The sequence below is a fragment of the Pinisolibacter sp. DMC100 genome (assembly GCF_056313705.1).
Genome location: NZ_JBQUZT010000001.1, coordinates 1 through 12,967, shown reverse-complemented (window position 1 = coordinate 12,967; position 12,967 = coordinate 1). Strand labels below are relative to the sequence as shown.

The following is a 12,967-nucleotide window of genomic DNA, read 5'->3' as shown; positions in this document are numbered from 1 at the left end:
TTGATTTCGGACGCGGATCGGTGACATGGTGGAATCGGATTACGGGGGATCGGCCCCCGCGTGCCGAGCCTTCGGAGAGGAGAGAGCGGAGATGCGAGGATCTCTGGGCGCACCGCGCATCCTGCTCCGCAAGCTCCGCGAGTTGATGGCGCAGCCGATCGACGCGCAGGAGCGGCTCGACCACATCGTCGAACAGATCGCCACCAACGTCGTCGCCGAGGTGTGCTCGGTCTACGTGCTGCGCGACGACAACGTCCTCGAACTCGCCGCCACCGTCGGCCTCAAGCGCGAGGCGGTGCACCAGACCTCGCTCAAGGTCGGCGAAGGTCTGGTCGGCCTGATCGCCTCCGAGGCGCGCTGCCTCAACCTGCCCAACGCCCAGTCGCATCCGGCCTTCGCCTACAAGCCGGAAACCGGCGAGGAGATGTTCAACGCCTTCCTCGGCGTGCCGATCCTGCGCGCCGGCCGCATGCTCGGCGTGCTGGTCGTCCAGAACAAGGCGCATCGCACCTATCAGGAAGACGAGGTCGAGATCCTCCAGACGACCGCCATGATCATCGCCGAGATGATTGCGGCCGGCGGGCTCGACCACCTGATGCTGCCGGGTTCGGCGCTCGACGTGAAGCGGCCGATGCATCTGGACGGCGTCGGGCTGGGCGAGGGCGTCGGCCTCGGCCACGTCGTGCTGCACGAGCCGCGCATCGTCATCTCCGCCCTCATCGCCGACGACGCCAGCCGTGAGGCGCGGCGGCTCGAGGCGGCGATCGAGAAGCTGCGCATCTCGGTCGACGACCTGCTGTCGTCGAGCGAACTCGATCAGGTCGGCGAGCACCGCGACGTGCTCGAGGCCTATCGCATGTTCGCCTACGACCGCGGCTGGGTGCGCAAGATGGAAGAGGCCGTGAAGAACGGCCTGACGGCGGAAGCGGCGGTCGAGAAGGTCCAGTCGGACACCCGCGCGCGCATGCTGCGCCAGACCGACCCCTACTTGCGCGAACGCCTGCACGACTTCGATGCGCTGGCGAACCGCCTGATTCGCGAACTGATCGGCAAGCCGCACGGACCGATGGCCGGCGAGCTGCCGAAGGACGCGGTGATCGTCGCCCGCAACATGGGCGCGGCCGATCTCTTCGACTACGATCGCGACCGCATCAAGGGTCTCGTGCTCGAGGAGGGCGCGCCGACCAGCCACATCTCGATCGTCGCGCGCTCGCTCGGCATTCCGGTCGTCGGCCAGATCGAGGGCGTGGTCTCGCTGGTCGAGGACGGCGATTCGATCATCGTCGACGGCGAACTGGGCATCGTCCATCTCCGCCCGGCGCCCGACGTCGAGGCGGCCTTCGCCGAGAAGGTTCGCTTCCGCGCCCGCAAGCAGGCGCAGTATCGCCGGCTGAAGTCGAAGCCGTCGATCACCCGCGACAACCAGCACGTCCAGCTGCTCCTGAACTCCGGCCTGTTCCTCGATCTGCCGCATCTCGAGGAATCGGGCGCATCGGGCATCGGCCTCTTCCGCACCGAACTGCAGTTCATGGTGGCGACGTCCTTCCCGCGCGCGGCGGAACAGGAATCGCTCTATCGCAAGGTGCTGGAATCGGCCGGCGGCAAGCCCGTCACCTTCCGCTCGCTCGACATCGGCGGCGACAAGATCCTGCCCTATGCCCAATCCTTCGAAGAGGAAGAGAACCCGGCGATGGGCTGGCGGGCGATCCGCATCGGTCTCGACCGGCCGGGTCTGCTGCGCATCCAGGTCCGGGCGCTGCTCAAGGCGGCGGCCGGGCGCGAGTTGCGGCTGATGTTCCCGATGGTCGCCAGCGTCTCGGAGTACGAGCGGGCGCAGGCGCTGGTCGAACGCGAGAAGAACTTCCTCAAGCGGCTCGGCTACGAACTGCCGGAGACGATCAAGCTCGGCGTGATGATCGAGGTGCCCTCGCTCCTCTTCCAGCTCGACGAGCTCTTCTCCAAGGTCCACTTCGCCTCGATCGGCACGAACGACCTGTTCCAGTTCACCTTCGCGGCCGATCGCGGCAACAACCGCCTGTCCGGACGTTACGACCCGATGTCGCTGCCGTTCCTCAGGATGTTGAAGCTGATCCAGGACAAGGCGATCGAACACCATGTGCCGGTGACGCTGTGCGGCGAGCTGGCGGGCAAGCCGCTCGAGGCGATGGCGCTGGTGGCGCTCGGCTATCGGTCGCTGTCGATGTCGTCGTCGTCGGTCGGTCCGGTGAAGTCGATGCTGCTCGATCTCGACGTCGCCAAGCTGCGCGCCCGCGTGTTGCCGCGGCTCGAGGCCGGCGGTCGGCCGAACGAGGATCTGCGCGCGGTGCTGAAGAAGTTCGCGGAAGAGCAGGGCCTGCCGATCGTCCCCTAGCGGCGATCCCGTCACGCTCCGCCGCCCGTCTTCCTCCCGCACGCCCGATTTCCCATGTCCCTCTCGGCCAAGCTCGATGTGGTTCTCGACCGTTTCGCCGTCCTCGACGCGCGGATGAACGCCGGCGTCGACGGGAGCGAATGGGCGGCGTTGTCGCGCGACCGCGCCGAACTCGAACCACTGGTCGAGGCGATCCGGGCGCTGCGGGCGGCGGAGACGGAAGTCGCGGGGCTCGATCAGCTCCTCGCCGATGCGGAAACCGACGCAGAGATGCGGGCAATGGCGGCCGAGGAACGGCCGCAGGCACTGGCGCGTGTCGCCGACCTCGACCGCGCCGTCCGTCTCGCGCTGCTGCCGAAGGATTCGGCCGACGATCGCAGCGTCATCCTCGAGGTGCGCGCCGGTACCGGCGGCGACGAGGCGGCGCTCTTCGCCGGCGATCTCTTCCGCATGTACACCCGCCACGCGGCGCTGCACGGCTGGACGGTGACGGTCCTCTCGGCGAGCGAGAGCGAACTCGGCGGCTACAAGGAGATCGTCGCCGAGATCTCGGGCGCCGGGGCCTACGGCCGGCTGAAGTTCGAATCGGGCGTCCACCGGGTGCAGCGCGTGCCGGTAACCGAATCGGGTGGGCGCATCCACACATCGGCGGCGACGGTGGCGGTGCTGCCGGAGGCCGAGGAGGTCGACGTGGCGATCGCGCCGTCCGATCTCGTCTTCGACACGTTCCGCGCCTCGGGCGCCGGCGGTCAGCACGTCAACAAGACCGACAGCGCCGTCCGCGTGACGCATCTGCCGACCGGCATCGCGGTGGCGGTACAGGAGGAGCGCTCGCAGCACCAGAATCGCGCCAAGGCGATCGCCCTGCTGCGCACCCGGCTGTTCGACATCGAGCGCGAACGGCAGGCGGCGGCACGCGCGGCGGATCGTCGCGGACAGGTCGGTTCGGGCGATCGCTCCGAGCGCATCCGCACCTACAACTTCCCGCAAGGCCGCGTCACCGATCACCGTATCGAGCTGACGCTCTACGAGCTCGACCGGATGATGGCCGGCGAGGCGCTCGACACGATCGTCGACGCGTTGGTCGCCGACCATCAGGCGACGCTGCTGGCGGAGGCGGAGACATGAGCGCGGGTGTCGCCGAACGGCTCGCGGGTCTCGCGGTGAAGACCGTCGACACGGTCGGCCGGACGCTGCGTGCGGCGCTCGCCGGATCGGGCGAGGGGGCGGTCGCGGAGGCGCGGCTGATCCTCGGCCACGTGCTCGGGCTGGACCTGACCGGCCTGATCGCGAAGGGCGATCGACCGGTCTCGGACGACGAGATCGGCCGCATCGCGACGCTCGCCGAGCGGCGGATCGCCGGCGAACCGGTACAGCGAGTGATCGGCGAGGCGTGGTTCCGCGGTCTGCGCTTCGCGCTGTCGGAGGCGACGCTGGTGCCGCGGCCGGACACCGAGACGCTGGTCGAAGTGGCGCTTTCGCGCCTCGCGGGCGTCGAAGCGCCGGTCTTCGCCGACCTCGGCGTCGGCTCGGGCGCGATCGTGGTGGCGGTGCTCGCCGAGCTTCCCGATGCGCGGGGGGTGGCGAGCGATCTCGCCGAGGAAGCGATCGTCACGGCGCGAGCGAACGCGAGAGCGAACGGCGTCGTCGATCGGGTGATCTTCGTCGCCGGATCGCAGGGCTCGATGCTGGCGCCGGGGCTCTTCGACGCCGTTCTCTCCAATCCGCCCTACATCGAGACCGCGGACATCGACGCGCTCGACGCCGAGGTGCGGCTCCACGACCCGCGGCTCGCGCTCGACGGCGGCGCCGACGGGCTCGACGCCTATCGCGAGATCGCGACCCAGGCGATCGTCGCGCTGAAACCGGGGGGATTCCTCGCCGTCGAGATCGGCTGGCGGCAGGGGGAGGCGGTCTCTGCGCTGTTCGCGGCGGTCGGTCTCGAGGGCGTTTCGGTCGTCCCCGACCTCGCGGGACGAGACCGCGTAGTGGTCGCCCGGCGCCCCCGCGACACGGCTGCCTCAAAATAAGCCTTGGAAACCGGGCGAGAAATCGTTACGGTCCAAGCACCGAAGCAAATCGTCGACGGACGTGGACCTGCGATGCGCTCTTGTAGCGCCGCTGGGAAGGGGCCTCCCGATCGGGAGAGACCGTCGTACGTGGTGGCCGCATCTCGAGGGGGGACGGCCGTCGGACTTGCGGTTCGTCCAACACTTTCAGGGGCCGTAATGCCCGTTCGTGACCGTATCGCTTCGATCCACCGGCAACGGTGACTTCGTCTCGCAGGGATTCCTCCCTCGGAACGGAGCGGATCGGACGGCGCGAAAGCTGGAAGGACGAGAGTCTGCGCGCGGAGCGGGGGCCCGTTGCGCATTGTCCGGCACGCCCTCGCACATGGGCCTCGGCAGAGGAGGCCCGACAGAGGACGAGACCTCGAAACATGTTCCTCGGCAGAGATCGCACGGGTATGAGACAGGGTAATTCCAACAAGCGCATGCGTGGCCGCGGTGGCGGTGGCGGTGGTGGCGGCGGTGGCAACAACGGTGGTGGTGGTCGCAAGGGTCCCAATCCGCTGAGCCGCAGCTACGAGTCGACCGGTCCCGACGTCAAGATTCGCGGTACGGCCCTCCACATCGCCGAGAAGTACGTCGCCCTGGCGCGCGATGCGCAGTCGAGCGGCGACCCGGTGCTGGCGGAGAACTATCTCCAGCACGCCGAGCACTACTACCGCATCATCGCCGCCGCGCAGGCCACCATGCCGCAGCCGCAGCCGATCGTGCGCTCCGACATCCAGTCCGACGAGGACGAAGAGGATTTCGACGAGAACACCGGCGAGGCTCGGGTCGAGCCGCGCGGCGAGGCGCGTCAGGCGGTCGGCGACGACGGCTTCATGTCGCCGGATGCGCCGCAGCCCTTCCTCGACGATCTGCCGGTCGACGGCCGCGGCGAGCGGGTGCGTGACGACCGGGTTCGGGATCGCGGCCGTGGCCGTGAACGCACCAACTTCCGCGACCGCGGCGATCGTCCCGAACGGGGCGACCGGCCGGAGCGCGTCGAACGCGCGGAACGTCCCGAACGTGCAGAACGCCCGGAGCGTGCCGAACGCCCCGAGCGGGCGGAACGTCCGGAGCGTGCGGAACGTCCCGAGCGGGCCGAGCGTCCGGAGCGTGCCGAGCGGGCCGAAGGCCGTCGCGAAGGTCGCTTCGAGGGCGAGCGTCGCCCGCGTCGTGCCGAGGCCGCCAAGCCGGAGGCCGACGACGTCGCCGATCTCTCGGCGCTGCCCGCCTTCCTGACCGCCGCGCCGACCCGTGTCGCGCCGCCGGTCGAGGCGCCCGTCGAGGCCCCGGCCGTCGAGACGGCGGAAGCCGTCGGTGACGACGAGGCGCCGCGTCGCCGCACCCGTGGCGGTCGCGGTCGTGGCCGCCGTCCGGCCTACGAGGCCGGCGAGGGCGAGACCGAGGCTCCGGCGGCCGAACCGGTCGCCGAGTGATCGGATCGATCATTTCATGACGAAGAGGCCCGGATCGCGAGATCCGGGCCTCTTTCGTATGCGGCGTCGGTCGGATGTCTCACACCACCAGCGCGTCGCCGAGCGACAGGCGGCCGGGTTCGAGCACGCGGACGTAGATGCCGCAGTCGGTGTGGCCGAGCGTCTGCATGAGATGACGCGGGATCTGGAGATCGCGCTCGGCGGTCGCCGGGTTGACCGTGGTGGCGGCGCAGCGCTCGGTGCGCTTGACCACCTCGAAGGGGATGCCGCCGATGGTCAGGCGCATCTCGCGCGGCCAGTCGAGTTCGGCAAGCGCCTCGAGACCCTCGACGACGATGTTGGGGCGGAAGCGGACCGGATCGACGGGCACGCCGAGGTCGCGCTCCATCCGGCGGATGGTCTCGGCATTGACCAGATGCAGCACCTTCTTCGCCACGTCGGAGAAGGAATGCCCGGGCGCGCGCAGGAGCTTCGGCGCGCCGCGCAGCTCGTCGGGGAAACGCTCGGTGACGAAGGCCTCGACGGCGGTGCGGCCCGCTTCGGTGTCGAGCCGGGCGACGAGCCGGGTCTCGCCGCCTTCCGCGATGGTCAGCTCGTTCGTTTCGGGATCGAAACGGGTTCGGAGCTTCACCAGCGCGGCGTTGCGCATCAGGCAGAGGAACTTGATCTTGGGCAGATGGGTGGGTGCCGCGGGATCGAAACCCGAGGGGCCGTTCTCGATGGCGAAGGCGCGATCGAAGGGGATGGTCTCGCCGGCTTCGAGATCGACGCTCTCGAGGGTCTCGGGCGAGAAGCCCTTCAAGGGGTAGCGCCAGAGGGTGGCGACGCGTGCGGTCATAGGGTGGCTCCGTTTCGGTCGTCCGGGCCGTCCATTCGGACGATCGGCGCGCGAACGTCAAGCGGGGGTGTCGCAAAGCTGCGTTTCGCCTCTTCACAGCGGGGTGATCGCTCCCCACATTTGCCCTCGAAGACGAGATCTCGGTCCAGGGCCGGGGTCCACCCATCGATCCAGACGTCGTGTGGCCGTGCCCGATCGGGGCGGCGGGGCGACGGGCCAGGAGGGAAGTCATGAACATCGAGAAGATGACCGAACGCGCCCGCGGGTTCCTGCAGTCGGCGCAGACCATGGCCCTGTCGCGGGGCCATCAACAGTTTCTCCCCGAGCACCTGCTCAAGGTGCTGCTCGACGACGACCAGGGGCTCTGCGCCGGGTTGATCGATCGCGCCGGCGGCCGTTCGCGCGACGCGCTGAAGGCCGTCGAGGCGGCGCTCGACAAGCTGCCCAAGGTTTCGGGTGGCGCCGGCCAGCTCTATCTGGCAGCGCCGACCGCGCGCCTCTTCGATCAGGCCGAAAAGATCGCCGAGAAGGCGGGTGACAGTTTCGTCACCGTCGAGCGGCTGCTCGTCGCCATCGCGCTCGACAAGGACTCGGACGCCGGCAAGATCCTGGCGGCGGCCGGCGTCACGCCGAACGCGCTCAATGCCGCGATCAACGACATCCGCAAGGGCCGCACGGCAGACAGCGCCTCGGCCGAGAACCAGTACGACGCGCTCAAGAAATACGCCCGCGACCTGACCCAGGCGGCGCGCGACGGCAAGCTCGACCCGGTCATCGGCCGCGACGAGGAGATCCGCCGCACCATCCAGGTCCTGTCGCGCCGCACCAAGAACAACCCCGTGCTGATCGGCGAACCCGGCGTCGGCAAGACGGCGATCGTCGAGGGGCTGGCGCTGCGCATCCTCAACGGCGACGTGCCGGAGAGCCTCAAGGGCAAGAAGCTGATGGCGCTCGACATGGGCGCGCTCATCGCCGGCGCGAAGTATCGCGGCGAGTTCGAGGAGCGCCTCAAGGGCGTGCTGTCGGAGGTGCAGGCGGCGGAGGGCGGCATCGTCCTCTTCATCGACGAGATGCACACGCTGGTCGGCGCCGGCAAGTCGGACGGGGCGATGGATGCCTCGAACCTCCTGAAGCCGGCGCTCGCCCGCGGCGAGCTGCACTGCGTCGGCGCGACCACGCTCGACGAGTTCCGCAAGCACGTCGAGAAGGACCCGGCGCTGGCGCGGCGGTTCCAGCCGGTCTTCGTCTCCGAGCCGACGGTCGAGGACACGATCTCGATCCTGCGCGGCCTCAAGGAGAAGTACGAGCTGCATCACGGCGTGCGGATCGCCGACTCGGCGATCGTCGCCGCCGCGACCCTGTCGAACCGCTACATCACCGACCGCTTCCTGCCCGACAAGGCGATCGACCTGGTCGACGAGGCCTCGGCGCGGCTGCGCATGCAGGTGGATTCCAAGCCCGAGGAACTCGACGAACTCGATCGCCGCATCATCCAGCTGAAGATCGAGCGTGAGGCGCTCAAGAAGGAGACCGACCAGGGTTCGCGCGATCGTCTCGTGCGGCTGGAGAAGGAGCTCTCCGAACTCGAGGAAGAGTCCGCCGGTCTCACCGCCAAGTGGCAGTCGGAGAAGGACGAGCTGGCGTCGGCCAACAAGATCAAGGAGAGCCTCGATCAGGCCCGCCTCGAACTGGAACAGGCGCAGCGTGCCGGTCGCTTCGACCGGGCGGGCGAACTCGCCTATGGCGTGATCCCCGGGCTCGAGGCGCGGCTGAAGGAGATCGAAGCCAAGGGCGAGGGCGAGAAGGTCCAAGAGGCGGTCACCGCCGACATGGTGGCGCAGGTCGTCTCGCGCTGGACCGGCGTGCCGGTCGACCGCATGCTCGAGGGCGAGCGGGAGAAGCTCCTGCGCATGGAGGACGAACTCGCCCGCCGCGTCGTCGGTCAGGCGGAGGCCGTCCATGCGGTCTCGACCGCGGTGCGCCGGGCGCGCGCCGGCCTGCAGGATCCGAACCGGCCGATCGGCTCGTTCATGTTCCTGGGGCCGACCGGCGTCGGCAAGACCGAGCTGACCAAGGCGCTGGCGTCGTTCCTCTTCGACGACGACACCGCGATGGTGCGCATCGACATGTCCGAATACATGGAGAAGCACTCGGTCGCCCGGCTGATCGGCGCGCCTCCCGGCTACGTCGGCTACGAGGAGGGCGGGGCGCTGACCGAAGCGGTGCGTCGTCGGCCCTATCAGGTGATCCTGTTCGACGAGGTCGAGAAGGCCCATTCCGACGTCTTCAACGTGCTCCTCCAGGTGCTCGACGACGGGCGGCTGACCGACGGCCAGGGTCGTACGGTCGACTTCCGCAACACGATCATCGTGCTGACGTCGAACATCGGCGCCGAGTTCCTGGTCGAGCTCGGCGAGCACGACGACGTCGACAAGGCGCGCGACAACGTCATGGCGCTGGTCCGGGCCCACTTCCGGCCCGAGTTCCTGAACCGGCTCGACGACATCCTGCTGTTCCACCGGCTCAAGCGGGCCGACATGGGGCGGATCGTCGACATCCAGTTCGCACGGCTGACGAAGCTCGTCGCCGACCGGCGGATCGAGCTGGCGCTCGAGCCCTCGGCGCGGGAATGGCTCGCCGATCGCGGATACGACCCGGCCTACGGGGCGCGGCCGCTGAAGCGGGTGATCCAGCGCGAGGTGCAGGACCCGCTGGCCGAGAAGATCCTGATGGGCGAGATCGGCGAGGGTGTCCGCGTCGAGGTGACGGGCGGCGGCGACCGGCTGTTCTTCACCGTCGCCGGCCCGGCGCTCGAAGCGGCGTGACGTCGCCTGCGCGATGCCGAGAAACGACGAGAGGCCGCCTTCGGGCGGCCTCTCGCGTGTCGGCCCTCGACGCGGGCGCGGCCTTCGCATAGAGGATCGATCGTAACGAAAGTCGAAGGTCGATCGATGGACGCGCCGGACGAGACGATCCCCCATACGCCGCTCGAGGACCTGCTCGCGCTTGTGACCGGCACGTTGATCGTGGCGGTCGGGCTCGAGCTGTTCCGTCGCACCGGCATGGGCACCGGCGGCGCGCCGGGCCTCGCCTTCCTCGTCGGCTACACCACGGCGATTTCGCTGCCGGTGGCGCTGATGGTCGTCAACGCGCCGTTCTATCTCTTCGCGCTGTGGCGGATGGGCTGGCGCTTCACGTTGAAGACGGTCGCCGCCGTCTCGCTGCTCGCGACCGAGACCTGGGCGGTGCCGCGGCTGATGGAGGTCGGCCGGCTCGATCCGTTCTTCGGCTCGGTCTTCGGCGGCCTGATGATCGGCGTCGGCCTGCTGATCCTGATCCGCCACCGCGCCAGCCTCGGCGGCGTCGGCATCGTCGCCTTCTGGCTGCAGGAGACGCGCGGCTGGTCGGCCGGCAAGGTGCAGATGGCGTTCGACGCGGCGATCCTCGCCGGCACGCTGCTGGTGCTCGACGCCTTCCACGTGATGCTGTCGATCCTCGGCGCGGCGATGATCAATCTGGTGCTCGCCACCAATCACCGTCAGGGCCGCTATCGCGGTTGGTGAGCCGGCTTCAGTTCGCCGCGGCGGTCTTGGTCGTGCCGGTCTTCGCCATCAGCGCGTCGATGCGCGAGCGCTCGCGGCCGAATTCGGCCAGCATGCCGCCGTTCAGTTCCTTGCCGCGCGGCAGCTTGACGCGCATCGGATCGACGAAGGCCGAATTGATCAGCACCTCGTAGTGGCAGTGCGGACCGGTCGAGACGCCGGTCGAGCCGACGTAGCCGACGATCTGGCCCTGGCGCACCTTGGTGCCCTTCTCGATGCCCTTGCCGAAGCCGGACATGTGGCCGTAGCCGGTCTCGTAGCCGTTGGCGTGCTGGATGCGGACGTAACGGCCGTAGCCGCCCTTCCATCCCGCTTCCGTCACGGTGCCGTTGCCCGAGGCGAAGATCGGCGTGCCGGTCGGCGCCGCCCAATCGACGCCGGTGTGCATGCGGTAGTAGCCGAGCACCGGGTGGCGGCGGCCGCCGAAGCCGGAGCGGAACACGCCGCCGTCCATCGGTTTGCGCATCAGGAACTTCTTCGCGCTCTTGCCGGCCTCGTCGTAGTAGTCGACGGTCCCGTCGTCGGGCGAACGGTAGCGGTAGTAGCGCTTGGGCGTGCCGTTGGTGGTGATCGAGGCGTAGAGGATCTCCTGCGGCGCCTTGGCGTCGGCATCGTCCTCGGCGGCGTAGAGCACCTCGAAATGGTCGCCCGGCTTGACGCGCTGATTGAAGTCGACGTCGAAGGAATAGACCTCGACCAGCTTCTTGATCAGCGCTCGGGGGATCTGGTTGTCGATCGCCGTCTGATAGAGGCTGTAATAGAGCGACGGCACGCCGCTGGCTTCCGCCACGGTCTCGTCCTCTTCGGCCCCGACGTCGTCGTCGCCGAGACCCGGCTCCTGGGCGGTGACGAAGTTGCCGTAGTCGTCGAGCGCGATGGTGGCGACGTGGGCGCCGTCCTTGGCATAGACGGTGACGCGCACCGGCTTCAGCTTGTCGGTGGTGTCGACCTTGGCGGTGCCGATGCGCAGGCGATAGCCGCTGTCGATCGACTTGAGGTCGAAGGTCTTGGCCAGCGCCTTGAGTGCGTCGGCGATCGCCTTCTCGTCGCCGCCGGCGTCGCGCAGCAGGGTGCGGATCTGGTCGGCGCGATCGATCGTCGTCGTCTTCTCGTCGAGGCCGTTGCCGGTCGCGGCACCCGCGCGGTCGTTGTCCGACTTGGCGAAGAAGGTGACGTTCTCCGGCACGATGCGCATGGCGAGCGCCGAGGCGACGCCGCTGCCGCCGGCTCCGCCGAAGAACCCGCCGTCGGAAGCGGTGATCGGCAGGGCCGCGACCTGGATCGAACCGTCGGAGAGGAAGCGCGCCTGATCGCCGACGATCATCTGCACTTCGTTGGCGGTCATCACCACGTCCGGATCGAAGCCGGCGACGTCCATCGGCATGTCGCGGGTGCGCAGCGTGATCTCGCCCTCGACCGTCGCGTCGTAGAAGGCGGGGTTGCGCGCCGTCGAGGTACGCCCGGCGAGGATCTCGGTGTCGGCGAAGACCTTCAGCGGATTGAAGGGCGGGATGTCGGCCGTCGCCTCGGTCTTCTTCAGGCTCAGCGCCGAGGCGATGCGGACGAAGGGGCGGACGCGCACCAGGTCGCGGTCGCCGATCCGCGTCATCGTCGACAGATTGAGCACCTGGCGGGTGGCGGCCCGGTCGGGGCCGACGCGCAGGCGGTCGCCCTTCGACAGGACACCGGTCTCGGCGTTGACGGTACGGGCGAGCGGTTCGGGTGCATCGTCGGCACCGGCCGCGATCTCGCGCGGCACCGCGGCATAGGTATGGCGGCCGTCGAGCGCGACATAGAGCGCGCCGCCCATCAGGAAGGTCGAGGTGCAGGCGGTGAGCAGGGTGCCGGCGAGCCACCGGAGCGACAGGGCGCGCCGATCCAGCCGTCCGAGCCCGCCGTCCACGAGGAGCGGCAGGTCGGGCCCGAGATCGATGGCGTCACGCCGGTCGGAGGATGAATGTCGCATCGAAGTCCGTGCTGGCCTTCCGTCGCGAAGGCGTCGTCTTCCCTGTCCGCGTCGCCAGATGCCGCGGCGATGCGGCGAAGTCGTGGCGAAGCAGCGGACAAGGGTGGCCCTCGGGGGCGCAAACGTCAATCCGCGGCGGCGGTGCGACCGAAACGCCGGAGGCGAGCCGCTATGTCGCATCCCGATCGCCGCGGCGATCGGGAGAGGGATGAGGCAACCGCGGATACGCGCGCGCTCGCGTACGCGCGAGGGCTCGGGAAGGCGGGAGAGACGCGCCTCGCCGACGTGCTTCTGCGGGGCCGACAGGCCGAATTCGCGGTCGCAAAACTTGTCCACAGGGCGCGAAGTATCTGAAATCGGCGGAAAATCTGGCTTTTGCGAAAAAACACGGATGCAGCGCAAAAAAGTGCGAGACGGGTGTTGACGGGCAAAAGAGGTGGGCCTATAACCCGGTCCAACGACGGCGGCCAACGCTGCTGACGACGAAATCCTTCGCTCTGGCGAACGGCTTCGGGTTCTGAAAAAGGGACTTGCCAAGTTGTTCGAAAAGGTGTTGAAGGTCGCTTCATTCGGTTGATCCGAAGGAATGTGAAGCCGCCGGGACGCGAGTTCTGGCGCACGAAGCCTGCGGGCTTCGGGTTGTTTGACAATCGAATAGGAAGAAAGAGAAACGTGGACGGCGTGATCCCTGCGAGGGATC

8 protein-coding genes are annotated in these 12,967 nt (G+C 68.7%); 6 read left to right on the top strand and 2 right to left on the bottom strand.

Annotated features, from left to right (window positions below; genetic code table 11):
- Window positions 1–91 precede the first annotated feature (91 nt).
- The 4 genes from ptsP (at window position 92) to ACT541_RS00025 (ending at window position 5,861) form a co-directional block, all read left to right on the top strand.
- The gene (gene ptsP / locus ACT541_RS00040) at window positions 92–2,371 is read left to right on the top strand and encodes a phosphoenolpyruvate--protein phosphotransferase (protein WP_476133291.1); all 2,280 of its coding nucleotides are present in this window, start codon (window positions 92–94) and stop codon (window positions 2,369–2,371) included.
- A 54-nt stretch (window positions 2,372–2,425) separates the two neighbouring features.
- Complete coding sequence (prfA, locus tag ACT541_RS00035) at window positions 2,426–3,499, top strand: peptide chain release factor 1 (RefSeq protein WP_476133289.1); 1,074 nt, start codon at window positions 2,426–2,428, stop codon at window positions 3,497–3,499.
- Window positions 3,496–4,401 carry a peptide chain release factor N(5)-glutamine methyltransferase gene (prmC, locus tag ACT541_RS00030; RefSeq protein ID WP_476133288.1) on the top strand — a complete coding sequence of 302 codons (906 nt, stop codon included), beginning with the start codon at window positions 3,496–3,498 and terminating at the stop codon, window positions 4,399–4,401. Before prfA ends, prmC begins: the two co-directional genes overlap by 4 nt.
- A 437-nt stretch (window positions 4,402–4,838) precedes the next feature.
- Window positions 4,839–5,861 carry a DUF4167 domain-containing protein gene (locus tag ACT541_RS00025; RefSeq protein ID WP_476133287.1) on the top strand — a complete coding sequence of 341 codons (1,023 nt, stop codon included), beginning with the start codon at window positions 4,839–4,841 and terminating at the stop codon, window positions 5,859–5,861.
- Between the two features lie 79 nt (window positions 5,862–5,940).
- On the opposite strand, the gene ACT541_RS00020 is transcribed toward ACT541_RS00025, so the two are convergent.
- A complete protein-coding gene (locus ACT541_RS00020) occupies window positions 5,941–6,699 on the bottom strand; it encodes an MOSC domain-containing protein (RefSeq protein WP_476133286.1) in 759 nt (252 codons plus the stop codon).
- A gap of 230 nt (window positions 6,700–6,929) precedes the next feature.
- Here ACT541_RS00020 and clpB point away from each other — a divergent pair, with 230 nt between their 5' ends.
- Window positions 6,930–9,524 carry an ATP-dependent chaperone ClpB gene (clpB, locus tag ACT541_RS00015; RefSeq protein WP_476133284.1) on the top strand — a complete coding sequence of 865 codons (2,595 nt, stop codon included), beginning with the start codon at window positions 6,930–6,932 and terminating at the stop codon, window positions 9,522–9,524.
- A gap of 126 nt (window positions 9,525–9,650) precedes the next feature.
- On the top strand, window positions 9,651–10,262 hold the full coding sequence (locus ACT541_RS00010) for a YitT family protein (RefSeq protein ID WP_476133283.1): 612 nt from the start codon (window positions 9,651–9,653) through the stop codon (window positions 10,260–10,262).
- Between the two features lie 7 nt (window positions 10,263–10,269).
- Here ACT541_RS00010 and ACT541_RS00005 read toward each other — a convergent pair whose 3' ends face one another.
- Window positions 10,270–12,267 (bottom strand): peptidoglycan DD-metalloendopeptidase family protein, encoded by a 1,998-nt coding sequence (locus ACT541_RS00005; RefSeq protein WP_476133281.1) that lies wholly within the window; start codon window positions 12,265–12,267, stop codon window positions 10,270–10,272.
- Window positions 12,268–12,967: the final 700 nt, after the last annotated feature.